Source organism: Peribacillus huizhouensis (genome assembly GCF_014138605.1).
Classification (GTDB): domain Bacteria; phylum Bacillota; class Bacilli; order Bacillales; family DSM-1321; genus Peribacillus; species Peribacillus huizhouensis.
The window spans coordinates 1-22,670 of record NZ_JACJHX010000020.1 but is presented as its reverse complement, the minus strand read 5'-3'; the positions used below and the strand labels follow the sequence as shown (position 1 = coordinate 22,670).

Genomic DNA, 22,670 nt, shown 5'->3' with positions numbered 1-22,670 from the left:
GACTAGGCAGTATTGGCTCTTTTAACGGATCGAACCATGCTGCCTGTTGGAGTTCAATTAATTAGGCCGGCTATTTTAAGGGAAAATGGCGCCTAATACATGACAGTTCATGATAAGCAATTTAGGTATAACCTGGAGATCAAAAGGGAGGTAGGCCCCTTGATAGATGTAAATAATTTTGAGTATATGAAAATTGGTCTTGCTTCACCAGATAAGATTCGTTCTTGGTCACATGGCGAAGTAAAAAAACCAGAAACAATTAACTATCGTACATTAAAGCCTGAGAAAGATGGTTTGTTCTGCGAAAGAATTTTTGGACCGCAAAAAGACTGGGAATGTCATTGTGGTAAATACAAACGAGTTCGTTATAAAGGTGTAGTTTGCGATCGATGTGGTGTAGAAGTTACACGTGCGAAGGTTCGTCGTGAGCGTATGGGTCATATTGAGCTCGCTGCTCCTGTATCACATATTTGGTATTTCAAAGGAATTCCAAGTCGTATGGGACTTGTGTTAGACATGTCTCCACGTGCTTTGGAAGAAGTAATATATTTTGCATCTTACGTAGTCACTGAAACGGGTGATACAACTTTAGAAAAGAAGCAACTTCTTTCTGAAAAAGAGTATCGTGCATACCGCGAAAAGTACGGGAAAAAATTCCAAGCTGGTATGGGTGCAGAAGCAATAAAGAAATTATTACAAGACATTGATACCGAAAAAGAAACAGAAGCATTAAAAGAGGAATTAAAAACAGCTCAAGGACAACGTAGAACTCGAGCAATTAAGCGTCTTGAAGTGTTAGAGGCTTTCCGTAATTCTGGAAACGAACCTTCTTGGATGATTCTTGATGTACTACCTGTTATTCCTCCAGAACTTCGTCCTATGGTGCAATTAGACGGTGGTCGTTTTGCGACTTCTGACTTAAATGACTTGTACCGACGAGTAATTAACCGCAATAATCGTTTAAAACGTTTATTGGATCTTGGTGCACCGAGCATTATCGTTCAAAACGAAAAACGTATGCTTCAAGAAGCTGTAGATGCTTTGATTGATAATGGACGTCGTGGCCGTCCGGTAACAGGACCTGGTAACCGCCCGTTGAAATCACTTTCGCATATGCTAAAAGGAAAGCAAGGACGCTTCCGTCAAAACTTACTTGGTAAACGTGTTGACTATTCTGGTCGATCCGTTATCGTTGTTGGGCCGAACTTGAAAATGTATCAATGCGGACTTCCAAAAGAAATGGCAATTGAACTCTTCAAACCATTTGTTATGAAAGAACTTGTTCAAAAAGGATTAGCACACAATATTAAATCTGCTAAACGTAAGATCGAACGGTTATCTCCAGAGATTTGGGACGTTCTTGAAGCAGTCATTAAGGAGCATCCGGTATTACTTAACCGTGCCCCTACTCTTCATAGACTCGGTATTCAAGCATTTGAACCGACACTTGTTGAGGGTCGCGCAATCCGTCTTCACCCACTTGTATGTACAGCATATAATGCGGATTTTGACGGTGACCAAATGGCAGTACACGTTCCGTTATCATCTGAAGCACAAGCTGAAGCAAGGTTACTAATGTTAGCTGCGCAAAACATTCTAAATCCGAAAGATGGAAAACCAGTTGTTACTCCTTCACAAGATATGGTATTAGGAAACTATTACTTAACTTTAGAAAGAGCTGGAATTATCGGGGAAGGAATGGTCTTTAAAGATACAAGTGAAGCATTGCTTGCTTATCAAAATGGCTATGTACACCTGCACTCACGTGTAGCTGTTCATGCAGGATCTCTAAATAATGAAACTTTTACTGAAGAGCAAAATAATCAGCTCTTATTAACAACTGTTGGTAAACTGATATTTAATGAAATTTTACCTAAATCGTTCCCTTACATTAATGAACCTACAGGATACAATTTAGAAGTGAAAACTCCTGAGAAGTATTTTGTTGAAAACGGGGCAAACATAAAAGAACTTATCCAGGCACAACCGTTAATTGATCCATTCAAGAAGAAAATTCTTGGGAACATTATTGCGGAAGTATTTAAACGTTTCAAAATTACCGAAACGTCGAAAATGCTTGATAGAATGAAAAACCTCGGATTCAAACATTCTACGAAAGCTGGAATCACTGTTGGTGTTTCTGATATCGTAGTTTTGGGTGAAAAACAACAAATCATCGAAGAAGCACAACAAAAAGTAGATAACGTCTTAAAACAATTTAGACGAGGTTTAATAACGGAAGACGAGCGTTATGATCGAGTTATTTCAATTTGGAGTGCTGCTAAAGATACGATTCAAGCTAAACTAATGGATTCATTAGATCGTAGCAACCCGATCTTCATGATGAGTGATTCTGGAGCGCGTGGTAACGCATCTAACTTTACTCAATTAGCAGGTATGCGGGGATTGATGGCCAACCCGGCTGGACGTATTATCGAGTTGCCAATTAAATCAAGTTTCCGCGAAGGACTAACGGTATTAGAATACTTCATCTCTACCCATGGTGCACGTAAGGGTCTTGCCGATACCGCACTTAAAACAGCCGATTCAGGCTACCTTACTCGCCGTCTCGTAGACGTAGCACAAGATGTTATTGTTCGCGATGATGATTGTGGAACTGACCGAGGCCTGAAAATTTCAGCTTTGAAAAACGGTACAGAGGTAATAGAGACGTTAGAAGAACGTTTAATTGGTCGTCACGCTAGAAAGGCAATTAAACATCCTGAAACGAATGAAGTGATTGTTCATGAAAATGGACTTATTACTGAAGATCTTGCTAAGTATATTGAAGATAGTGGAATTGAAGAAGCGTGGATTCGTTCGGCATTTACATGTAATACAAGCCATGGTGTATGTAAAAAATGTTATGGTCGAAATCTTGCGACGGGTCAAGAAGTTGAAGTTGGGGAAGCAGTTGGAATTATTGCTGCCCAATCGATCGGAGAGCCTGGTACACAGTTAACGATGCGTACATTCCATACAGGTGGTGTAGCCGGAGATGATATCACTCAAGGTTTACCACGTATCCAAGAAATATTTGAAGCAAGGAACCCTAAGGGGCAAGCGCTAATTACTGAAATCGAAGGTACTGTTGTTTCAATTAATGAAATACGAGATAAGCAACAGGAAATTGTGATTCAAGGTGCAGTTGAATCTCGCACGTATACCGCACCATACTCTGCGCGCTTAAAAGTATCTGTAGATTCATACGTACAGCGTGGAGAAGAATTAACCGAAGGATCTATTGATCCGAAAGAGTTACTGAAAGTTACAGATGTTCTTGCAGTTCAAGAGTATTTGTTACGCGAAGTTCAAAATGTATATCGTATGCAAGGGGTAGAAATTGGGGACAAACATATCGAAGTAATGGTGAGACAAATGCTTCGTAAAGTCCGCGTCCTTGATGCAGGTGAAACGGATGTTCTTCCAGGTACTTTACTTGATGTACACCAATTCACTCAAGCGAATACAGACGCACTTCTTACTGGTAAAATACCAGCTACTGGACGACCTGTCCTGCTCGGTATAACAAAAGCATCATTAGAAACAGATTCCTTCTTGTCGGCTGCTTCATTCCAAGAAACTACTAGAGTGTTAACAGATGCAGCGATAAAAGGAAAACGTGATGAATTACTTGGATTAAAAGAAAATGTTATTATTGGTAAACTGGTACCTGCGGGAACAGGCATGCTTCGTTACCGCAAGGCAAGCCCTGTTATTGTAGAAGATACAAACGAAGATAGTGTTCCAGTAGAGTAATGATATAAACGCTGACTCGTGATGTGCATGTTCTTTTATTAGATTTTAGTTTAATCATGTAAAAGCTCCACATGATATCACGAGTCAGTATTAATTTATTTTTTTCAAAAGATAAGTTGACAAAAAGACATTTTAAGTGATATTATTGCAAAGGTGCTCCTATGATAACCTGTTACTTTGGAGGATATGATAGATGTCTTATGAAAAAGTACTACAGGCAAAGTCAGTGATAATAGGAACGAAACAAACCATGAGAGCTCTCAAACAATATTTAATTCGAGAGGTTATCATTGCACAGGATGCTGATCAATTATTGACAGCCCATGTTGCAGAGACTGCTCGAGAATTAGAAGTTCCAATCACGTACGTTGATTCGATGCAAATGCTTGGAAAAGCATGTGGTATTGATGTCGGAGCAGCTACTGTTGCCATTAAAAAGTAAAACTGTTTTTGCAAAAAAGATTTTGCAAAAACTTTGTTTTTGCTCATTTATGAACCACCTGGATGTGTGGTACTAGAACTGAAAAGTGAAGGGAGGACAAATTAATGCCTACTATTAATCAATTAGTGCGTAAAGGTCGCGAGTCAAAAGAATATAACTCAAAATCACCAGCACTTAACAAAGGTTATAACAGCTTTAAAAAATCACAAACTAACGTAACTTCTCCACAAAAACGTGGTGTATGTACTCGTGTGGGAACTATGACACCGAAAAAACCAAACTCAGCGTTACGTAAATATGCGCGTGTACGTTTGACAAATGGTATCGAGGTAACAGCTTACATTCCTGGTATCGGACATAACCTACAAGAACACAGCGTGGTACTAATCCGTGGAGGTCGTGTAAAAGACTTACCAGGGGTACGTTATCACATTGTACGTGGTGCGCTTGATACTGCTGGAGTAAACAACCGTATGCAAAGTCGTTCTAAATACGGAACAAAACGTCCAAAAGCACCAAAAAAATAATAGAACTAAAAATATGAACTACATCGAAAGGAGGAAACATAATGCCTCGTAAAGGACCTGTTTCTAAAAGAGACGTATTACCAGATCCGATTTATAATTCAAAACTTGTGACTCGTTTAATCAACAAAATGATGGTTGATGGACAAAGAGGTAAATCACAAAAAATTCTTTATTCTGCATTTGATACAATCCAAGAACGTACTGGCAACAACCCGATGGAAGTGTTTGAACAAGCACTTAAAAACATCATGCCAGTACTAGAAGTAAGAGCTCGCCGTGTGGGTGGAGCTAACTACCAAGTACCAGTTGAGGTGCGTCCAGATCGACGTTCAACTCTTGGTCTTCGTTGGTTAGTAAACTATTCTCGCCTTCGTGGTGAAAAAACGATGGAAGAGCGTTTAGCTTACGAAATCATGGATGCTGCTAACAACACTGGTGCAGCTGTTAAGAAACGTGAAGATACACATAAAATGGCAGAAGCTAACAAAGCGTTTGCTCACTACCGTTGGTAAGATTGATTTATATAAAATTATTCTCATAAAAAGGAAGGAGAAAGACCAAGATGGCAAGAGAGTTCTCCTTAGCAAATACTCGTAATATCGGTATCATGGCTCACATCGATGCCGGTAAAACTACGACAACTGAACGTATTCTTTTTTACACTGGTAAAATTCATAAAATTGGTGAAACGCACGAAGGTGCATCACAAATGGACTGGATGGAACAAGAGCAAGAGCGTGGTATCACTATTACATCTGCTGCTACAACAGCACAATGGAATGGTAACCGTGTAAATATCATTGATACACCAGGACACGTAGACTTCACTGTAGAAGTTGAGCGTTCCCTGCGTGTACTTGATGGTGCTGTAGCTGTACTTGATGCACAATCAGGTGTTGAGCCGCAAACAGAAACTGTTTGGCGCCAAGCTACGACATACGGCGTACCACGTATCGTGTTTGTAAACAAAATGGACAAAACGGGTGCAGACTTCCTATATTCTGTAGGAACGTTACATGATCGCCTTCAAGCGAACGCACACCCAATCCAATTACCTATTGGCGCTGAAGATCAATTCAAAGCTATCATTGACTTAGTAGAAATGAAAGCTACATTCTACGGTAATGACCAAGGTACTGAGATTTCTGAAGGTGAAATCCCTGAAGAACATCTTGAATTAGCTCAAGAACACCGTGAAAAGCTTATCGAAGCGGTATCTGAAGTTGATGAAGACCTAATGGAAAAATACCTAGGTGGAGAAGAAATCTCAGTAGCTGAACTTAAAGCTGCAATCCGTAAAGCGACACTTAGTGTTGAATTCTACCCTGTAATTTGTGGTACTGCATTCAAACACAAAGGTGTTCAATTAATGCTTAATGCAGTAGTTGATTACTTACCATCTCCACTTGATGTACCTGCAATTAAAGGTACACTTCCTGATTCTGAGGAAGAAGTTGAGCGTCATGCTGATGATACAGAACCATTCTCTGCACTTGCATTCAAAGTTATGACGGATCCATATGTAGGGAAACTTACATTCTTCCGTGTATACTCTGGTACATTGCAATCTGGTTCTTACGTAATCAACTCAACTAAAGGTAAACGTGAACGTGTTGGTCGTATCCTACAAATGCACGCAAACAGCCGTGAAGAAATCTCAGTAGTACATGCTGGAGACATCGCAGCTGCTGTAGGCTTAAAAGATACAACAACTGGTGACACGCTATGTGATGACAAAGACCAAGTTATTCTTGAGTCAATGGTCTTCCCAGAGCCAGTTATCTCCCTTTCAGTTGAACCAAAATCAAAAGCTGACCAAGACAAAATGGGTCAAGCACTACAAAAACTTCAAGATGAAGATCCAACATTCCGTGCACATACTGACCAGGAAACAGGTCAAACAATTATTGCAGGTATGGGTGAGCTTCACTTAGATATCCTTGTAGATCGTATGCGTCGCGAGTTTAAAGTTGAAGCAAACGTAGGTGCTCCTCAAGTAGCGTACCGTGAAACATTCCGTGGATCTGCGCAAGTTGAAGGTAAATTCGTTCGCCAATCTGGTGGTCGTGGACAATTCGGTCACGTTTGGATTGAGTTCTCTCCAAACGAAGAAGGAAAAGGATTCGAATTTGAAAATGCTATCGTCGGTGGTGTTGTTCCACGTGAATACATCCCTGCTGTTCAAGCTGGTCTAGTTGATTCACTTGATCGCGGTGTTCTTGCGGGATATCCACTTGTAGATATTAAAGCAAAATTATTTGACGGATCTTATCATGATGTTGACTCTAACGAGATGGCATTTAAAATTGCTGCGTCTATGGCATTGAAAAATGCTGCATCTAAATGTAATCCAGTAATTCTTGAGCCAATCATGAAAGTAGAAGTTGTTATTCCAGAAGAATACATGGGTGATATCATGGGTGATGTTACATCACGCCGTGGACGTGTAGAAGGTATGGAAGCACGCGGAAACACACAAATGGTTAAAGCGATGGTTCCACTATCTGAAATGTTTGGTTATGCAACATCTCTACGTTCTAACACTCAAGGACGCGGAACATTCTCTATGCACTTCGACCACTATGAAGAAGTACCGAAGAGCATCTCTGAGGAAATTGTTAAAAAAAATAAAGGTGAATAATTGATTTTCATCATTTATTAAAGTATAACTACTTATGTAAGCTGCAATTCCAGGCATCGCCTTGTTTTGCAGCATCATAATTCAAAAATATAAATTTCTTATTTCAAGGAGGAATATCCTAATGGGTAAAGCTAAATTTGATCGTTCAAAACCACACGTTAACGTTGGAACAATTGGTCACGTTGACCACGGTAAAACAACTCTAACAGCTGCTATCACAACTGTACTTGCTAAAGCAGGTGGAGCAGAAGCACGCGGATATGACCAAATCGACGGTGCGCCAGAAGAAAGAGAACGTGGTATCACAATTTCTACTTCACACGTTGAGTATGAAACAGAAGCTCGTCACTATGCACACGTTGACTGCCCAGGTCACGCTGACTATGTTAAAAACATGATCACTGGTGCTGCACAAATGGACGGCGGAATCCTAGTAGTATCTGCTGCTGATGGTCCAATGCCACAAACTCGTGAGCACATCCTTCTTTCTCGTCAAGTAGGTGTTCCTTACCTAGTTGTATTCATGAACAAATGTGACATGGTTGACGACGAAGAGCTACTTGAATTAGTAGAAATGGAAATTCGTGACCTTCTTTCTGAATATGAATTCCCTGGTGATGATATTCCAGTAATTAAAGGTTCTGCTCTTAAAGCTCTTGAAGGTGAAGCGGCTTGGGAAGAAAAAATTCATGAATTAATGAACGCTGTTGATGAATATATTCCAAACCCAACACGTGACACTGACAAACCTTTCATGCTTCCAGTTGAGGATGTATTCTCAATCACTGGTCGTGGAACAGTTGCTACAGGACGTGTAGAACGTGGACAAGTTAAAGTCGGCGATGTTGTAGACATCATCGGTATGACTGAAGAACCAAAACCAACAACTGTAACTGGTGTTGAAATGTTCCGTAAATTACTTGACTATGCTGAAGCTGGTGACAACATCGGAGCACTTCTTCGTGGGGTTTCTCGTGAAGATATTCAACGTGGACAAGTACTTGCTAAACCAGGTTCAATTACTCCACACACTAAATTCAAAGCGGAAGTTTATGTTCTTTCAAAAGAAGAAGGTGGACGTCATACTCCATTCTTCACAAACTACCGTCCACAATTCTACTTCCGTACAACGGATGTAACTGGTATTTGTAATCTTCCTGAAGGCGTAGAAATGGTTATGCCTGGAGATAACATCGAAATGTCAGTAGAACTAATCGCACCAATCGCTATCGAAGAAGGTACTAAATTCTCTATCCGTGAGGGTGGACGTACTGTAGGCGCTGGTGTAGTTGCTACTATCACTGAGTAATTAAATAGTTGAAAGGGACGCCTTTCAAGGGGAGCTGCTGGGACGCCGGCAGCTCTTTTTTATATATAGCAACTTGTAATATTATTAGCAAATTTACAGACTAGCTTTACACCTATTAAGAGTAAAAATAGAAAATGTATAATAGTAGATATTGATTATAGAAAGTAAGGTAATATCAGGTTATTATTCCGCATAAACAGTAGTAATTCTTCAACATCAAGGCTTAGAGGAATCGGAGAAGCGATGGAGGGGAATAACTGCCAGTATAAATCTAGTTGGAGAGATGGTTCCTAGCGAAAGTAGTACAGGGCTCACAATTATGGGGATGTTGCAAACCTCCAACTAATAGAAGTGTCACTTATTTATAAGCAGATGGTATTGTAAAGGTTTAGTGCAGATGCTTAATCTATCTGGTGTGCTGCGTTAGCATAAATATTCTTATCTATTTTTCCTACGAGCAACTCAAAGTCACGAGAAGAGAAAACAGTTTACATATATTATTTTGGTTGTTCTCATCTATAAGGTAAGGTATATGATTGTTATTCTATGGCTCCTTGTTTGAAAGATTGTTAAGAAGTTAGTTTAATTAGGTGGTACGCTAGTTGATTTATAAACTTATTGATAGAATACGGATGGGACTAAGTACGAGTAGGGTCTGTATAAAATAATTTTATTTATCAAATTGAATATAACGTAATTAAGTTGAAAATTCCTTATTAATAGTGTGTGAAGATACAAGAATAAATTAAGCTTGATAAAGAGTGGCCTACTATGTATAATAGTAAAAGTGTTGCACAGAGAAACATTTAAGTTTTACTTGATTTTCTAATGTGCATTAGTTATAATAGACAATGTTGGTCTTTGACTGCGATGATTTGGAAGGTTGCTGACACACCCGGCCGCTTTGCCATGGCGAGTGTGTGGGAAATTTCCAATGAGAAAGTCTATTTAGAAAATAGGCGAAAAGGAGGGAAAATAATGGCAAAACAAAAAATTCGTATTCGTTTAAAAGCATATGATCACAGAATCCTTGATCAATCTGCTGAGAAAATTGTTGAAACTGCAAAACGTTCTGGTGCTGCTGTATCGGGTCCGATTCCATTACCAACTGAGCGTTCTGTTTACACGATTCTTCGTGCAGTTCACAAATATAAAGATTCTCGTGAGCAATTCGAGATGCGTACACACAAACGTCTTATCGATATCGTGAACCCAACTCCACAAACAGTTGATTCATTGATGCGTTTAGACTTACCATCTGGTGTTGACATTGAAATCAAACTTTAATTATAGAAAACAGAAAAATCAGGAGGTGTGACTAATGACCAAAGGAATCTTAGGAAGAAAAATCGGTATGACGCAAGTATTTGCTGAAAATGGTGAACTTATTCCAGTAACAGTAATCGAGGCTGCTAACAACGTAGTTCTTCAAAAGAAAACAATTGAAACTGACGGTTATGAAGCAATTCAAATCGGTTTTGAAGATAAACGCGAAAAGCTTTCGAATAAACCTGAAAAAGGCCATGTTCAAAAAGCAAACACTGCACCTAAGCGCTTCGTTCGCGAATTCCGTTCAGCTAATCCAGCTGATTACGAATTAGGTCAAGAAGTCAAAGTTAGTATTTTCGCAGAAGGCGATACAGTTGATGTAACAGGAATCTCTAAGGGTAAAGGTTTCCAAGGCTCGATTAAACGCCACGGACAATCACGCGGACCTATGTCACACGGTTCTCGTTACCACCGTCGCCCAGGTTCAATGGGTCCTGTTGCTCCAAACCGCGTATTCAAAGGTAAGTTATTACCAGGACGTATGGGTGGAGAACAAGTAACTGTTCAAAACTTAACAATTGTTAAAGTTGACGTAGAACGTAACTTACTTTTAGTAAAAGGTAATGTTCCGGGCGCGAAAAAAGCTTTAATTAAAGTTAAATCTGCTATTAAAGCTAAGTAATATCTGAGAAAGGAGGAGCATTAGAATGCCAAAAGTTACATTGTTCACTCAAACTGGCTCGAAAGTTGGCGATATCGAACTTAATGAGTCTATTTTCGGGATTGAACCTAATAATTCTGTATTATTTGATGCAATTATCATGCAAAGAGCTTCTTTAAGACAAGGAACTCATAAAGTGAAAAACCGCTCAGAAGTTGCAGGCGGCGGTCGTAAACCATGGAGACAAAAAGGAACTGGGCGTGCGCGTCAAGGTTCAATTCGTTCACCACAATGGCGTGGCGGTGGTACTGTATTCGGTCCAACACCAAGAAGCTATTCTTACAAATTACCTAAAAAGGTTCGCCGTTTAGCGATTAAATCTGCACTATCGGCTAAAGTCCTTGAAGATAATGTATTAGTACTTGAAAACCTAGTTTTCGAAGCTCCAAAAACAAAAGAATTTGCAGCTGTTCTTAAAGGACTTTCTATTGAAACTAAAACGTTGATCGTAACTGACGGTTTAGATGAGAAAGTTGCGTTATCTGCTCGTAACATCCCAGGTGTTACTGTTGTAGAGGCGAATGGTCTTAATGTTCTTGATGTTGTTTCACACAACAAATTGATCTTGACTAAATCTGCTGTTCAAAAAGTAGAGGAGGTTCTAGCATAATGGATGTTCGTGATATCATTAAGCGACCAGTAATTACAGAAGCTTCTTCAGACGCAATGGCTGAGAAGAAGTATACGTTTGAAGTTGATGTAAAAGCTAACAAAACTCAAGTTAAAGATGCTGTACAAGAAATCTTTGGCGTAAAAGTTGAGAAAGTTAACATCATGAACTACAAAGGTAAATTTAAACGCATGGGTAAACATGCAGGTTATACAAACAAACGCCGTAAAGCGATTGTTAAACTAACTGCTGACAGCAAAGAAATCGAATTATTCGAAGCTTAATTCATTAGAGAAGGAGGGAAATACACATGGCGATTAAAAAGTATAAACCTACCTCTAACGGTCGACGTAATATGACTACTTCTGACTTTGCTGAGATTACTGCAAGCAAACCAGAAAAATCATTACTTGCTCCTTTAACACGTAAAGGCGGCCGTAATAACCAAGGTAAGTTAACAGTTCGTCATCAAGGTGGCGGCCATAAGCGTCAATACCGTATCATTGACTTCAAACGAGTTAAAGATGGTATACCAGGACGCGTTGCTACTATTGAGTACGATCCAAATCGTTCTGCAAACATTGCATTAATTAACTATTTAGATGGAGAAAAACGTTATATCCTAGCTCCTAAAAACCTAGAAGTAGGCATGGAGATTATGTCAGGTGTTGACGCTGATATTAAAGTAGGTAACGCTCTTCCATTATCAAACATTCCAGTTGGTACAGTAATCCATAACATCGAATTAAAACCAGGAAAAGGTGGACAATTGGTCCGTTCTGCAGGTACATCTGCACAAGTTCTTGGTAAAGAAGGTCGTTATGTACTTGTACGTTTAAATTCTGGAGAGGTTCGTATGATTCTTGCAACTTGCCGTGCTTCTATCGGTCAAGTGGGTAACGAACAACACGAATTAATCAACATCGGTAAAGCCGGACGTTCACGCTGGTTAGGAAAACGCCCAACTGTTCGTGGATCTGTAATGAACCCGAATGATCACCCGCATGGTGGTGGGGAAGGTCGTTCACCTATCGGACGTAAATCTCCAATGTCTCCTTGGGGTAAACCAACTCTTGGTGCTAAAACCCGTAAGAAGAAAAACAAATCCGATAAATTTATCGTACGTCGTCGTAAAAAATAACGGGATTGAACTACGGTTCACATATAGAGCCGTAGCACAATCACGAAGGGAGGTACACTCATGGGTCGTAGCTTAAAAAAAGGTCCATTTGTTGATGAGCATTTGATCGTTAAGGTTGAAAAGTTAAATGAAACTGATAAGAAGCAAGTTATTAAGACTTGGTCTCGTCGTTCAACAATCTTCCCACAATTTATCGGTCACACAATCGCTGTCTATGATGGTCGTAAACACGTACCGGTTTATGTAACGGAAGACATGGTAGGTCATAAACTTGGCGAATTCGCACCTACACGTACTTATAAAGGTCACGCAAGTGACGACAAGAAAACAAGACGTTAACGAGAGGAGGGCATCTCATGCAAGCAAAAGCTGTTGCTAGAACAGTTCGTATTGCTCCTCGTAAAGTCCGTTTAGTTGCAGATTTAATTCGAGGAAAACAAGTAGGTGAAGCTGTAGCGATTCTTCGCTTAACTCCAAAAGCTGCTTCTCCAATCGTAGAGAAAGTTTTGAAGTCTGCAGTTGCAAACGCAGAACACAACTACGAAATGGATATCAATAACCTAGTTGTTTCAGAGGCATACGTAAATGAAGGACCAACATTGAAACGTTTCCGTCCACGCGCAATGGGACGTGCGAGTGCGATTAATAAACGTACTAGTCATATTACTATCGTTGTATCAGAAAAGAAGGAGGGGTAAACTGTGGGTCAAAAGGTAAATCCAATCGGTATGCGTATCGGAATTATTCGTGATTGGGAATCTAAATGGTACGCTGATAAAGATTACGCAACTCTTTTGCATGAAGACCTTAAAGTTCGTGAATACATCACGAAACGCTTAAGCGATGCTTCTGTATCAAAAGTTGAAATTGAACGTGCTGCTAACCGCGTTAATGTTTCAGTACACACTGCTAAACCAGGTATGGTTATCGGTAAAGGTGGTACTGAAGTTGAAGCACTTCGTAAAGCTTTGAACCAGTTAACTGGTAAAAGAGTTCACATTAACATCATTGAAATTAAAAGAGCAGATCTTGATGCTAAATTAGTTGCTGAAAACGTAGCTCGTCAATTAGAAAACCGTGTTTCTTTCCGTCGTGCTCAGAAACAAGCAATCCAACGTACAATGCGTGCAGGCGCTAAAGGAATCAAAACACAAGTATCTGGTCGACTTGGCGGAGCTGATATTGCTCGTGCTGAACACTACAGTGAAGGAACTGTACCTCTACACACACTTCGCGCTGACATTGACTATGCACATGCTGAAGCGGACACTACTTATGGTAAGCTTGGCGTGAAAGTATGGATCTATCGTGGAGAAGTTCTTCCTACTAAGAAGAAATCTGAGGAAGGAGGAAAATAATATGTTATTACCTAAACGCGTTAAATATCGTCGTGAACACCGCGGTAAGATGAGAGGTAATGCTAAAGGTGGAACTGAAGTACACTTCGGTGAATATGGCCTTCAAGCAATTGAAGCATCATGGATTACGAACCGTCAAATCGAAGCTGCTCGTATCGCTATGACTCGTTATATGAAACGTGGTGGTAAAGTTTGGATTAAGATTTTCCCAAGCAAGCCTTACACTGCTAAACCACTAGAAGTACGTATGGGTTCCGGTAAAGGGGCACCTGAAGGATGGGTTGCAGTTGTAAAACCGGGTAAAGTAATGTTTGAAATCTCTGGTGTATCTGAAGAGGTGGCACGAGAAGCTTTACGTCTTGCAGCACACAAACTTCCAATTAAATGTAAGTTTGTTAAACGACAAGAAATTGGTGGTGAATCAAATGAAGGCTAATGAAATTAAAGAGTTAACCACTGCCGAAATTGAACAAAAAGTAAAATCTCTTAAAGAAGAATTATTTAATCTTCGTTTCCAGTTAGCTACTGGACAACTTGAAAATACAGCACGTATTCGTGAAGTTCGTAAATCGATCGCTCGTATGAAGACAGTTGTTCGTGAAAGAGAGATCGGTGTCAACAATCGATAATTGAGGGGAGGTTTGCAGAATGAGCGAACGCAACCAACGTAAAGTATACACTGGACGCGTTGTATCCGACAAAATGGATAAAACGGTAACTGTTCTTGTAGAAACTTACAAAAAGCACTCACTATACGGTAAGCGCGTAAAGTATTCTAAAAAATTCAAGGCTCATGATGAGCTTAACGAAGCTAAAATTGGCGATGTAGTTAAAGTGATGGAAACTCGTCCATTATCCGCTACAAAACGTTTCCGTTTAATAGAAGTAGTAGAAAAAGCTGTAATTATCTAATCTATGTTCGGATTAAGTTAAATCCGAAGGGAGGTTTCGTACATGATTCAACAAGAATCACGTTTAAAAGTAGCTGATAACTCTGGTGCTCGTGAAGTACTAACAATTAAAGTTCTTGGTGGTTCAGGCCGTAAAACTGCTAACATCGGTGATGTTATCGTTGTAACAGTCAAACAAGCAACACCAGGTGGCGTTGTTAAAAAAGGTGAAGTAGTTAAAGCAGTTGTTGTACGTACAAAACGCGGTATGCGTCGTCCTGATGGATCTTACATTCGTTTCGACGAAAACGCATGTGTAATTATTAAAGACGATAAGAGCCCGCGTGGAACACGTATTTTCGGACCTGTTGCACGTGAATTACGTGATAGCAACTTTATGAAAATCGTTTCACTTGCTCCAGAAGTATTGTAATGATAAATATCGTAAAAGGCCTTTCAAGGAGGTGCGAAGCTAATGCATGTTAAAAAAGGTGACAAAGTCGTAGTCATCTCTGGTAAGGATAAAGGCAAACAAGGTACAATTCTTGCAGCATACCCTAAGAAAAATCGTGTGCTTGTAGAAGGAATTAATATCGTGAAAAAGCACTCTAAGCCATCTCAATTGAATCCACAAGGTGGAATCATCAGTAGAGAAGCTGCTATTCACGCATCAAATGTTATGCCACTTGATCCAAAAACAGGGAAGCCAACTCGCGTTGGTTATAAGATTGAAGACGGCAAGAAAGTACGCGTAGCTAAAATTTCAGGTGAATCTTTAGATAAATAAGTCATTAATGAAGGGAGGTACACTAAGTAATGAACCGCCTAAAGGAAAAATTCCAAAAAGAAATTACTCCTGCTCTTATGAGCAAATTTAATTACAAATCAGTAATGCAAGTCCCTAAAGTGGATAAAATCGTTATTAACATGGGTGTCGGTGATGCTGTTTCAAACTCAAAAGCATTGGATGTTGCTGTTGAAGAATTAGCACTTCTATCTGGACAAAAACCAGTTGTAACAAAAGCAAAAAAATCTATCGCAGGCTTCCGTCTACGTGAAGGTATGCCTATCGGTGCGAAAATTACATTACGCGGTGAGCGTATGTATGATTTCCTTGATAAGCTAGTCTCTGTTTCTTTACCTCGTGTACGTGACTTCCGCGGAGTTTCAAAAAAATCTTTTGATGGTCGCGGGAACTACACTTTGGGTGTTAAAGAACAACTTATCTTCCCTGAGATTGACTACGATAAAGTGAGCAAAGTTCGTGGTATGGACATCGTTATTGTAACGACTGCTAATACTGACGAAGAGTCTCGTGAACTACTTACTCAATTAGGAATGCCGTTCCAAAAGTAATCTCTAAGTAAAGGGAGGCGAAAACGTGGCTAAAAAATCAATGATCGTGAAGCAAAAACGCGGAGCTAAATTTGGTGTTCAAGAGTACACACGTTGCGAACGTTGCGGACGTCCACACTCTGTATACCGTAAATTTAAACTATGCCGTATTTGTTTCCGTGAACTTGCATATAAAGGACAAATTCCTGGCGTGAAAAAAGCTAGCTGGTAAAACCCAATTATGGGAAGGAGGTAAAAAATAATGGTCATGACAGATCCTGTTGCAGATATGTTAACTCGCATTCGTAATGCGAATATGGTTCGTCACGAGAAATTGGAAGTGCCCGCTTCTAAGATCAAAAAGGAAGTTGCTGAGATCTTAAAACGCGAAGGCTTCGTACGTGACGTTGAGTTAATCGAAGACAACAAACAAGGTATCATCCGTATCTTCTTAAAATACGGTGCAAATAACGAACGTGTTATCACAGGACTAAAACGTATCAGCAAGCCTGGTCTACGTGTTTATGCGAAAACTGGTGAGGTTCCACGCGTTCTTAATGGTTTAGGTATCGCAATTGTTTCTACTTCTCAGGGAGTTTTAACAGATAAAGAAGCTCGCGCTAAACAAGTTGGCGGAGAAGTACTAGCATACGTTTGGTAATACATTTTCACAAGAATGGAGGTGCACTAAATGTCACGTATAGGTAAAAAACCTATTGAAATTCCTGCTGGTGTAACAGTTACTCTTAACGGTAGTGAAGTAGCTGTTAAAGGACCAAAAGGTGAATTATCTAGAACTTTCAATTCAGATCTTACAATCTCTGTGGAAGAAAACGTGTTAACTGTAACACGTCCATCTGACGCAAAAGAACACCGTGCCCTTCATGGTACAACTCGTGCGGTTATCTCAAACATGGTTGAGGGTGTTTCTAAAGGGTTTGAAAAAACATTAGAACTTATCGGGGTAGGTTACCGTGCTCAAAAGCAAGGTAACAAACTTGTCCTAAACGTAGGATACTCTCACCCGGTTGAATTCGAAGTTGAACAAGGACTAGAAGTTGAAGTTCCTTCAAATACAAAAGTCATTATCAAAGGGATTAACAAAGAACGCGTTGGCGCTTTAGCTGCTGATGTTCGTCAAGTTCGTCCACCAGAGCCTTATAAAGGTAAAGGAATCCGTTACGAAGGCGAATTTGTTCGTCGTAAAGAAGGTAAAACAGGTAAGTAATGTCGCCTGAGTAAATGAAAGGAGTGACGTAAATGATTACGAAGCTTGATAAAAACGCTACTCGTCAGAAAAGACATGCACGTGTACGTGCTAAACTTTCTGGAACTGAAGCTCGTCCTCGTTTAAATGTGTTCCGTTCAAACAAACACATTTACGCTCAATTAATTGACGATGCAAATGGCGTAACACTTGCAAGTGCTTCTACTCTTGATAAAGAGCTTAGCATTGAAGCTGCTGGTAATGCAGAAGCTGCTAAACAAGTTGGCGCACTAATTGCTAAACGCGCAGTTGAAAAAGGATACAGCGCTGTTGTATTTGACCGTGGTGGATACCTTTTCCACGGACGTGTTAAAGCATTAGCTGACGCTGCTCGTGAAAACGGCTTAGAATTTTAATAGATAAAGGAGGGACAAAACTGATGCGAGGTATTGATCCTAATAAATTAGAACTTGAAGAGCGTGTAGTAACTGTCAACCGCGTAGCTAAAGTTGTAAAAGGTGGACGTCGTTTCCGCTTCACTGCACTTGTAGTTGTAGGTGACAAGAATGGTCACGTTGGCTTTGGTACAGGTAAAGCACAAGAAGTACCTGATGCAATCCGTAAAGCTATTGAGGATGCTAAGAAAAATCTAGTTGCGGTTCCTGTCGTTGGTACGACAATTCCACATCTAGTGAACGGTCGCTTTGGTGCAGGTCATGTCCTTTTAAAACCTGCTTCTGAAGGTACAGGAGTTATTGCTGGTGGTCCGGTTCGTGCGGTCCTAGAATTAGGTGGAGTAAGTGACATTCTTTCGAAATCACTTGGAACAAACACACCTATTAACATGGTTCGTGCTACAGTTGAAGGATTAAAGCAATTAAAACGTGCTGAGGACGTAGCAAAACTACGTGGTAAATCAGTAGAAGAACTGTTAGGATAAGGAGGGAATATCAATGGCAAAAAAATTAGAAATTACCCTCACTCGCAGCTTGATTGGTCGTCCGGATGACCAACGCGTTACAGTTAATACTCTGGGTTTACGCAAAATGCATCAAACAGTTGTTCATGATGATAACCCTGCGATTCGCGGTATGATTAACAAAGTTGCTCATCTTGTTACTGTAAACGAACAATAAAATAATTACCACTTAACAAGGAGGTGCCAACAACAATGAAACTTCATGAATTAAAAGCTGCAGAAGGTGCTCGTAAAGAGCGCAAACGTAAAGGTCGCGGTATTGGTTCTGGCAACGGAAAAACAGCAGGTAAAGGCCATAAAGGTCAAAATGCTCGTTCTGGTGGCGGAGTGCGTCCAGGATTTGAAGGTGGTCAAACACCATTATTCAGACGTTTGCCTAAACGCGGGTTTACGAACATTAACCGTAAAGACTATGCTATCGTAAATCTTGAAGTGTTAAACCGCTTCGAGGATGGTACTGAAGTAACACCTGCTCTATTAATTGAGACAGGTATCGTAAGTAAAGAAAAAGCAGGAATTAAAATTCTTGCAAAAGGCAATGTTGAGAAAAAGCTTACTGTTAAAGCTCATAAATTCTCCTCTACTGCAAAAGAAGCTATTGAAGCAGCTGGCGGTACAACTGAGGTGATCTAATGTTTCAAACGATTTCCAACTTTATGCGCGTGGCTGATATAAGAAACAAAATTATGTTTACCCTTTTAATGCTCATCGTCTATCGCATCGGTACATTTATACCCGTACCGAATGTGAATGCCGATGTGTTAAAGGCACAAGATCAGCTAAGCGTATTTGGTGTTCTTAACACTTTTGGTGGTGGAGCACTCCAAAACTTCTCTATCTTGGCTATGGGAATTATGCCGTATATTACGGCTTCGATCATAATCCAACTTTTACAGATGGATGTTGTTCCAAAGTTCACTGAGTGGTCCAAACAAGGAGAAGCTGGACGTCGTAAGTTAGCTCAGTTTACTCGTTACTTCACTATAATACTTGGGTTTATCCAAGCATTAGGTATGTCATATGGCTTTAACAACATGTCCAATGGAATGCTTATCAAAAACGCTGGTGTTAGTACTTATCTGCTAATTGCTTTAGTATTAACAGCTGGTACGGCTTTTCTCTTGTGGTTAGGAGAACTGATTACGTCCAAAGGAGTTGGTAACGGAATTTCCATTATCATCTTTGCTGGTATCGTAGCAGGAATGCCGAATACTGCAAACCAGATTTTTGCTCAGCAATTTGAAGATGCAGGGGATCAACTCTTCTTAAGAATTCTTACAGTTGTTTTACTTTTGATTGCTGTGTTAGCAGTTGTAGTGGCTGTTATTTTTATTCAACAAGCGCTACGTAAAATTCCGATCCAATACGCTAAGCGTGCGGCAGCAGGTCGTACACCAGCGGGAGGGCAATCTACTCACTTGCCGTTAAAAGTAAATGCTGCGGGAGTTATTCCTGTCATTTTTGCCATGGCATTTCTTGTTACGCCGACAACAATTGCTTCATTCTTTGGTTCGAATAAAGTTACTGACTGGATAGCTAATAATCTTACTTATCAACACCCAATTGGTATGGTCATTTATGTGGCTCTTATCATTGCATTTTCTTATTTCTACGCATTTATTCAAGTTAATCCTGAACAAATGGCAGATAATTTGAAGAAACAAGGTGGATATGTACCAGGCATTCGACCAGGAAAAGCGACGCAAGATTATGTGACAAGTGTGTTATATCGCTTAACTTTCGTGGGCTCGCTATTTTTAGCAGTTATTGCGATTTTACCGGTGATATTCATACAACTTGCTAACTTGCCGGCTTCGGCACAAATTGGTGGAACAAGTATCTTAATCGTTGTCGGTGTTGCACTTGATACGATGAAGCAGCTTGAATCACAGTTAGTAAAGCGTCATTATAAAGGGTTTATAAAGTAATGGAGTTTTAGGGACAGCGTTGTTCCCTAAAATCCATTATGGAGTTTGAGGGGGAACGAAACGTGAATTTAGTGTTAATGGGTCTTCCGGGTGCCGGAAAAGGTACTCAAGCCGAAAGAATCGTCGAAAAGTATAACATCCCTCATATCTCAACTGGAGATATGTTCCGAGCAGCTATTAAAGACAGCACGGAACTTGGTTTACAAGCTAAATCATTCATGGATAAAGGCGAGCTTGTTCCTGATGAAGTAACAATCGGTATTGTTCGTGAGAGATTAAGTCAAGATGATTGCAGCCAAGGTTTCTTGCTTGATGGTTTTCCTAGAACGGTGGCCCAAGCAGAGGCTCTTGAAAAGATTCTTACAGACTTAGATCGTCAATTACAATATGTAATTAATATTGATGTTGATAAAAACATCTTAATGGATAGATTGACTGGGAGACGCATTTGCAAATCTTGTGGTGCTACTTATCACCTTGTTTTCAATCCTCCAGCTGTTAATGATGTTTGTGACCGTTGCGGTGGAGAGCTTTATCAACGTGCTGATGATAATGAAGAAACAGTTCAGAATCGTCTCGACGTAAATCTCAAGCAAACACAACCACTTCTCGACTTCTATGAAGCGAAAGGGTATGTACGCAACATTAACGGTCAACAGGATATTAATCTTGTTTTTGAAGATATCAATAAGCTGCTGTCAACCTTGCGATAAGGTTTTAAATTAACAAAACGACTCTTTAAAGAAGCTAGAGTCATTATATAGAGAGTTGAAAGAAGCGAGTAAGATGTGCGTCTTTCAAACATCTCCCATGCTATTCAAACCTATGTCAAGGCTGGAAGCTTCTCTTACAGTAGAGAGTATGGAGGCCACATAATCGGTCAAGACTTACATGAGGGCCAAATATTCCTCAAACCGGTCTGCCTAACACTTGGTTACCGGTAGAAGCCTGGTATGGTTACGCCCTTATTAATAGGCGAAATCTGAAAAGCAGAGATGTGAAGACTTTAGAGGATGATGGACGAAAGTAAAGTTTGACGGAAAGATGTGAACCCTTTTAGAGAGCTATATACCTTGAGCTGTTGTCATCATTGACAATGTGCTGTAAAGGTGATATTGTTCATGTGCTAAATGGGTCCATGCATAGAGAAGGGAGAATCACTTAATGGCGAAAGACGATGTAATTGAAGTAGAAGGCACAGTACAAGAGACTTTGCCAAACGCAATGTTTAAGGTAGAATTAGAAAATGGTCATACTGTTTTAGCTCATGTATCCGGTAAAATTCGTATGCACTTTATTCGCATTTTGCCTGGAGATAAAGTTACGGTTGAGCTTTCCCCGTATGATCTAACTCGCGGCAGAATCACATACCGATTTAAATAATCTGGTTACGCTCCGATCTGTATAAGGAGGTTAGATAGCAATGAAAGTCAGACCATCTGTTAAGCCAATCTGCGAAAAGTGTAAAGTTATCCGCAGAAAAGGTAAAGTTATGGTTATTTGCGAAAACCCTAAACATAAACAAAAACAAGGCTAATATAGAAGGAGGTGCACACATCTATGGCACGTATTGCTGGTGTAGATATTCCCCGTGACAAACGTATTGTCATTTCTTTAACATACATTTTCGGTATTGGAAAACAAACTGCGATTAAAATTCTTGCAGAAGCTGGTATTTCTGAAGAAACTCGTACTCGCGACTTAACGGAAGATGAATTAAACAAAATCCGTGAAATCATCGATGCTTTAAAAGTAGAAGGTGACCTTCGTCGTGAAATTTCTCTTAATATCAAACGTCTAATGGAAATTGGTAGCTACCGTGGTTTACGCCACCGTCGTGGTCTTCCTGTTCGTGGACAAAACACTAAAAACAACGCTCGTACGCGTAAAGGACCTCGTCGTACAGTAGCTAACAAGAAAAAATAATCAGTAAAGGAGGTTACTTTTCATGGCACGTAAAACTAATACACGTAAACGTCGTGTGAAAAAGAATATAGAAACAGGTATCGCACATATTCGTTCAACTTTCAATAATACGATTGTTACTATTACAGATTCACATGGTAACGCAATTTCATGGTCAAGTGCTGGAGCACTAGGTTTCCGTGGATCACGTAAATCAACTCCATTCGCTGCTCAAATGGCTGCTGAAACTGCTGCAAAAACATCAATCGAACATGGTATGAAAACTCTTGAAGTTACTGTTAAAGGACCAGGTGCTGGACGTGAGGCTGCAATTCGTGCACTTCAAGCTGCTGGACTAGAAGTAACTGCAATTAAAGACGTAACTCCAGTTCCTCATAACGGATGCCGTCCACCAAAACGTCGCCGTGTTTAATTTTTCTGTATAAATTTTGTATTCATGTCTATAATGGGACATAATACTAAGTTTGCGTTCTAACAGAATGATTAATTCAGTTGTTGCTCACAAGCGGGAACGTATACATGGGGAATTTCGGTTATAAGGTAAAATACTTAATGACCGAGGTTTCGACGTTTTGAAGGAGGGTTTGTTAAATGATCGAAATAGAAAAACCAAAAATCGAAACGGTTG

33 protein-coding genes are annotated in these 22,670 nt (G+C 39.9%); all 33 read left to right on the top strand.

What is annotated here, in order from left to right; all coding sequences use genetic code 11:
• Positions 1-159 precede the first annotated feature (159 nt).
• The 33 genes from rpoC to rpsK all read left to right on the top strand — a co-directional run bounded on the left by rpoC (position 160) and on the right by rpsK (position 22,454).
• Positions 160-3,759 (top strand): DNA-directed RNA polymerase subunit beta', encoded by a 3,600-nt coding sequence (rpoC, locus tag HNP81_RS20270; protein WP_028390468.1) that lies wholly within the window; start codon positions 160-162, stop codon positions 3,757-3,759.
• 193 nt (positions 3,760-3,952) lie between these two features.
• Positions 3,953-4,201, top strand: a complete 249-nt coding sequence (locus HNP81_RS20265) for a 50S ribosomal protein L7ae-like protein (protein WP_028390467.1) — start codon at positions 3,953-3,955, stop codon at positions 4,199-4,201.
• A 104-nt stretch (positions 4,202-4,305) separates the two neighbouring features.
• The gene (gene rpsL, locus HNP81_RS20260; protein WP_028390466.1) at positions 4,306-4,728 is read left to right on the top strand and encodes a 30S ribosomal protein S12; all 423 of its coding nucleotides are present in this window, start codon (positions 4,306-4,308) and stop codon (positions 4,726-4,728) included.
• Between the two features lie 41 nt (positions 4,729-4,769).
• Positions 4,770-5,240, top strand: coding sequence for a 30S ribosomal protein S7 (gene rpsG / locus HNP81_RS20255; protein WP_028390465.1), 471 nt, complete (start codon positions 4,770-4,772; stop codon positions 5,238-5,240).
• A 50-nt stretch (positions 5,241-5,290) separates the two neighbouring features.
• A complete protein-coding gene (gene fusA, locus HNP81_RS20250) occupies positions 5,291-7,369 on the top strand; it encodes an elongation factor G (protein WP_028390464.1) in 2,079 nt (692 codons plus the stop codon).
• 121 nt (positions 7,370-7,490) lie between these two features.
• Positions 7,491-8,678, top strand: a complete 1,188-nt coding sequence (gene tuf, locus HNP81_RS20245; protein ID WP_028390463.1) for an elongation factor Tu — start codon at positions 7,491-7,493, stop codon at positions 8,676-8,678.
• A gap of 978 nt (positions 8,679-9,656) precedes the next feature.
• Positions 9,657-9,965, top strand: a complete 309-nt coding sequence (rpsJ, locus tag HNP81_RS20240) for a 30S ribosomal protein S10 (protein WP_019244375.1) — start codon at positions 9,657-9,659, stop codon at positions 9,963-9,965.
• A 34-nt stretch (positions 9,966-9,999) separates the two neighbouring features.
• A complete protein-coding gene (gene rplC / locus HNP81_RS20235) occupies positions 10,000-10,629 on the top strand; it encodes a 50S ribosomal protein L3 (RefSeq protein ID WP_028390462.1) in 630 nt (209 codons plus the stop codon).
• 25 nt (positions 10,630-10,654) lie between these two features.
• Positions 10,655-11,278 (top strand): 50S ribosomal protein L4, encoded by a 624-nt coding sequence (gene rplD, locus HNP81_RS20230; protein WP_028390461.1) that lies wholly within the window; start codon positions 10,655-10,657, stop codon positions 11,276-11,278.
• A complete protein-coding gene (gene rplW / locus HNP81_RS20225) occupies positions 11,278-11,562 on the top strand; it encodes a 50S ribosomal protein L23 (protein WP_034300580.1) in 285 nt (94 codons plus the stop codon). Before rplD ends, rplW begins: the two co-directional genes overlap by 1 nt.
• 26 nt (positions 11,563-11,588) lie before the next feature.
• On the top strand, positions 11,589-12,419 hold the full coding sequence (gene rplB, locus HNP81_RS20220; RefSeq protein WP_028390459.1) for a 50S ribosomal protein L2: 831 nt from the start codon (positions 11,589-11,591) through the stop codon (positions 12,417-12,419).
• 60 nt (positions 12,420-12,479) lie between these two features.
• A complete protein-coding gene (gene rpsS / locus HNP81_RS20215) occupies positions 12,480-12,758 on the top strand; it encodes a 30S ribosomal protein S19 (protein ID WP_028390458.1) in 279 nt (92 codons plus the stop codon).
• A gap of 17 nt (positions 12,759-12,775) precedes the next feature.
• A complete protein-coding gene (gene rplV / locus HNP81_RS20210) occupies positions 12,776-13,117 on the top strand; it encodes a 50S ribosomal protein L22 (RefSeq protein ID WP_028390457.1) in 342 nt (113 codons plus the stop codon).
• 3 nt (positions 13,118-13,120) lie between these two features.
• Complete coding sequence (rpsC, locus tag HNP81_RS20205; protein WP_028390456.1) at positions 13,121-13,777, top strand: 30S ribosomal protein S3; 657 nt, start codon at positions 13,121-13,123, stop codon at positions 13,775-13,777.
• A 1-nt stretch (position 13,778) separates the two neighbouring features.
• Positions 13,779-14,213 (top strand): 50S ribosomal protein L16, encoded by a 435-nt coding sequence (gene rplP / locus HNP81_RS20200; RefSeq protein WP_028390455.1) that lies wholly within the window; start codon positions 13,779-13,781, stop codon positions 14,211-14,213.
• The gene (gene rpmC / locus HNP81_RS20195; protein WP_028390454.1) at positions 14,203-14,406 is read left to right on the top strand and encodes a 50S ribosomal protein L29; all 204 of its coding nucleotides are present in this window, start codon (positions 14,203-14,205) and stop codon (positions 14,404-14,406) included. The genes rplP and rpmC overlap by 11 nt, the downstream gene beginning before the upstream one ends.
• 19 nt (positions 14,407-14,425) lie before the next feature.
• Positions 14,426-14,689: a 30S ribosomal protein S17 gene (gene rpsQ, locus HNP81_RS20190; RefSeq protein ID WP_028390453.1), complete on the top strand. Its 264-nt coding sequence runs from the start codon at positions 14,426-14,428 to the stop codon at positions 14,687-14,689.
• Between the two features lie 42 nt (positions 14,690-14,731).
• Positions 14,732-15,100 (top strand): 50S ribosomal protein L14, encoded by a 369-nt coding sequence (gene rplN / locus HNP81_RS20185; RefSeq protein ID WP_028390452.1) that lies wholly within the window; start codon positions 14,732-14,734, stop codon positions 15,098-15,100.
• A 42-nt stretch (positions 15,101-15,142) separates the two neighbouring features.
• Positions 15,143-15,454 carry a 50S ribosomal protein L24 gene (gene rplX, locus HNP81_RS20180; RefSeq protein WP_028390451.1) on the top strand — a complete coding sequence of 104 codons (312 nt, stop codon included), beginning with the start codon at positions 15,143-15,145 and terminating at the stop codon, positions 15,452-15,454.
• Positions 15,455-15,483: 29 nt separating this feature from the next.
• Positions 15,484-16,023 carry a 50S ribosomal protein L5 gene (rplE, locus tag HNP81_RS20175; protein ID WP_028390450.1) on the top strand — a complete coding sequence of 180 codons (540 nt, stop codon included), beginning with the start codon at positions 15,484-15,486 and terminating at the stop codon, positions 16,021-16,023.
• Between the two features lie 25 nt (positions 16,024-16,048).
• On the top strand, positions 16,049-16,234 hold the full coding sequence (locus tag HNP81_RS20170) for a type Z 30S ribosomal protein S14 (protein ID WP_028390449.1): 186 nt from the start codon (positions 16,049-16,051) through the stop codon (positions 16,232-16,234).
• A 30-nt stretch (positions 16,235-16,264) separates the two neighbouring features.
• A complete protein-coding gene (gene rpsH, locus HNP81_RS20165; RefSeq protein WP_028390448.1) occupies positions 16,265-16,663 on the top strand; it encodes a 30S ribosomal protein S8 in 399 nt (132 codons plus the stop codon).
• Positions 16,664-16,693: 30 nt separating this feature from the next.
• Complete coding sequence (gene rplF, locus HNP81_RS20160; RefSeq protein ID WP_028390447.1) at positions 16,694-17,230, top strand: 50S ribosomal protein L6; 537 nt, start codon at positions 16,694-16,696, stop codon at positions 17,228-17,230.
• Positions 17,231-17,262: 32 nt separating this feature from the next.
• The gene (gene rplR, locus HNP81_RS20155; RefSeq protein WP_182503819.1) at positions 17,263-17,625 is read left to right on the top strand and encodes a 50S ribosomal protein L18; all 363 of its coding nucleotides are present in this window, start codon (positions 17,263-17,265) and stop codon (positions 17,623-17,625) included.
• Positions 17,626-17,648: 23 nt separating this feature from the next.
• A complete protein-coding gene (rpsE, locus tag HNP81_RS20150) occupies positions 17,649-18,149 on the top strand; it encodes a 30S ribosomal protein S5 (RefSeq protein ID WP_028390445.1) in 501 nt (166 codons plus the stop codon).
• 13 nt (positions 18,150-18,162) lie between these two features.
• On the top strand, positions 18,163-18,345 hold the full coding sequence (gene rpmD, locus HNP81_RS20145; RefSeq protein WP_028390444.1) for a 50S ribosomal protein L30: 183 nt from the start codon (positions 18,163-18,165) through the stop codon (positions 18,343-18,345).
• Between the two features lie 35 nt (positions 18,346-18,380).
• Entirely contained in the window at positions 18,381-18,821 is a 441-nt protein-coding gene (rplO, locus tag HNP81_RS20140) for a 50S ribosomal protein L15 (RefSeq protein WP_028390443.1), read from the top strand.
• Positions 18,821-20,116: a preprotein translocase subunit SecY gene (gene secY / locus HNP81_RS20135; RefSeq protein WP_028390442.1), complete on the top strand. Its 1,296-nt coding sequence runs from the start codon at positions 18,821-18,823 to the stop codon at positions 20,114-20,116. The genes rplO and secY overlap by 1 nt, the downstream gene beginning before the upstream one ends.
• A gap of 62 nt (positions 20,117-20,178) precedes the next feature.
• Entirely contained in the window at positions 20,179-20,829 is a 651-nt protein-coding gene (locus HNP81_RS20130) for an adenylate kinase (protein ID WP_182503818.1), read from the top strand.
• A 451-nt stretch (positions 20,830-21,280) separates the two neighbouring features.
• Positions 21,281-21,499: a translation initiation factor IF-1 gene (infA, locus tag HNP81_RS20125; RefSeq protein WP_028390440.1), complete on the top strand. Its 219-nt coding sequence runs from the start codon at positions 21,281-21,283 to the stop codon at positions 21,497-21,499.
• Positions 21,500-21,539: 40 nt separating this feature from the next.
• Entirely contained in the window at positions 21,540-21,653 is a 114-nt protein-coding gene (gene rpmJ / locus HNP81_RS20120; protein WP_003156543.1) for a 50S ribosomal protein L36, read from the top strand.
• A gap of 23 nt (positions 21,654-21,676) precedes the next feature.
• Complete coding sequence (rpsM, locus tag HNP81_RS20115; protein ID WP_028390439.1) at positions 21,677-22,042, top strand: 30S ribosomal protein S13; 366 nt, start codon at positions 21,677-21,679, stop codon at positions 22,040-22,042.
• Between the two features lie 22 nt (positions 22,043-22,064).
• Positions 22,065-22,454 carry a 30S ribosomal protein S11 gene (gene rpsK / locus HNP81_RS20110; RefSeq protein WP_028390438.1) on the top strand — a complete coding sequence of 130 codons (390 nt, stop codon included), beginning with the start codon at positions 22,065-22,067 and terminating at the stop codon, positions 22,452-22,454.
• Positions 22,455-22,670: the final 216 nt, after the last annotated feature.

Excerpts from the sequence above, each read along its gene's own strand:
- HNP81_RS20265 (WP_028390467.1), top strand. The coding sequence starts at position 3,953 with ATGTCTTATGAAAAAGTACTACAGGCAAAGTCAGTGATAATAGGAACG.
- rpsL (WP_028390466.1), top strand. The coding sequence starts at position 4,306 with ATGCCTACTATTAATCAATTAGTGCGTAAAGGTCGCGAGTCAAAAGAA.
- rpsG (WP_028390465.1), top strand. The coding sequence starts at position 4,770 with ATGCCTCGTAAAGGACCTGTTTCTAAAAGAGACGTATTACCAGATCCG.
- fusA (WP_028390464.1), top strand. The coding sequence starts at position 5,291 with ATGGCAAGAGAGTTCTCCTTAGCAAATACTCGTAATATCGGTATCATG.
- tuf (WP_028390463.1), top strand. The coding sequence starts at position 7,491 with ATGGGTAAAGCTAAATTTGATCGTTCAAAACCACACGTTAACGTTGGA.
- rpsJ (WP_019244375.1), top strand. The coding sequence starts at position 9,657 with ATGGCAAAACAAAAAATTCGTATTCGTTTAAAAGCATATGATCACAGA.
- rplC (WP_028390462.1), top strand. The coding sequence starts at position 10,000 with ATGACCAAAGGAATCTTAGGAAGAAAAATCGGTATGACGCAAGTATTT.
- rplD (WP_028390461.1), top strand. The coding sequence starts at position 10,655 with ATGCCAAAAGTTACATTGTTCACTCAAACTGGCTCGAAAGTTGGCGAT.
- rplW (WP_034300580.1), top strand. The coding sequence starts at position 11,278 with ATGGATGTTCGTGATATCATTAAGCGACCAGTAATTACAGAAGCTTCT.
- rplB (WP_028390459.1), top strand. The coding sequence starts at position 11,589 with ATGGCGATTAAAAAGTATAAACCTACCTCTAACGGTCGACGTAATATG.
- rpsS (WP_028390458.1), top strand. The coding sequence starts at position 12,480 with ATGGGTCGTAGCTTAAAAAAAGGTCCATTTGTTGATGAGCATTTGATC.
- rplV (WP_028390457.1), top strand. The coding sequence starts at position 12,776 with ATGCAAGCAAAAGCTGTTGCTAGAACAGTTCGTATTGCTCCTCGTAAA.
- rplP (WP_028390455.1), top strand. The coding sequence starts at position 13,779 with ATGTTATTACCTAAACGCGTTAAATATCGTCGTGAACACCGCGGTAAG.
- rpmC (WP_028390454.1), top strand. The coding sequence starts at position 14,203 with ATGAAGGCTAATGAAATTAAAGAGTTAACCACTGCCGAAATTGAACAA.
- rpsQ (WP_028390453.1), top strand. The coding sequence starts at position 14,426 with ATGAGCGAACGCAACCAACGTAAAGTATACACTGGACGCGTTGTATCC.
- rplN (WP_028390452.1), top strand. The coding sequence starts at position 14,732 with ATGATTCAACAAGAATCACGTTTAAAAGTAGCTGATAACTCTGGTGCT.
- rplX (WP_028390451.1), top strand. The coding sequence starts at position 15,143 with ATGCATGTTAAAAAAGGTGACAAAGTCGTAGTCATCTCTGGTAAGGAT.
- rplE (WP_028390450.1), top strand. The coding sequence starts at position 15,484 with ATGAACCGCCTAAAGGAAAAATTCCAAAAAGAAATTACTCCTGCTCTT.
- rpsH (WP_028390448.1), top strand. The coding sequence starts at position 16,265 with ATGGTCATGACAGATCCTGTTGCAGATATGTTAACTCGCATTCGTAAT.
- rplF (WP_028390447.1), top strand. The coding sequence starts at position 16,694 with ATGTCACGTATAGGTAAAAAACCTATTGAAATTCCTGCTGGTGTAACA.
- rplR (WP_182503819.1), top strand. The coding sequence starts at position 17,263 with ATGATTACGAAGCTTGATAAAAACGCTACTCGTCAGAAAAGACATGCA.
- rpsE (WP_028390445.1), top strand. The coding sequence starts at position 17,649 with ATGCGAGGTATTGATCCTAATAAATTAGAACTTGAAGAGCGTGTAGTA.
- rpmD (WP_028390444.1), top strand. The coding sequence starts at position 18,163 with ATGGCAAAAAAATTAGAAATTACCCTCACTCGCAGCTTGATTGGTCGT.
- rplO (WP_028390443.1), top strand. The coding sequence starts at position 18,381 with ATGAAACTTCATGAATTAAAAGCTGCAGAAGGTGCTCGTAAAGAGCGC.
- secY (WP_028390442.1), top strand. The coding sequence starts at position 18,821 with ATGTTTCAAACGATTTCCAACTTTATGCGCGTGGCTGATATAAGAAAC.
- infA (WP_028390440.1), top strand. The coding sequence starts at position 21,281 with ATGGCGAAAGACGATGTAATTGAAGTAGAAGGCACAGTACAAGAGACT.
- rpmJ (WP_003156543.1), top strand. The coding sequence starts at position 21,540 with ATGAAAGTCAGACCATCTGTTAAGCCAATCTGCGAAAAGTGTAAAGTT.
- rpsM (WP_028390439.1), top strand. The coding sequence starts at position 21,677 with ATGGCACGTATTGCTGGTGTAGATATTCCCCGTGACAAACGTATTGTC.
- rpsK (WP_028390438.1), top strand. The coding sequence starts at position 22,065 with ATGGCACGTAAAACTAATACACGTAAACGTCGTGTGAAAAAGAATATA.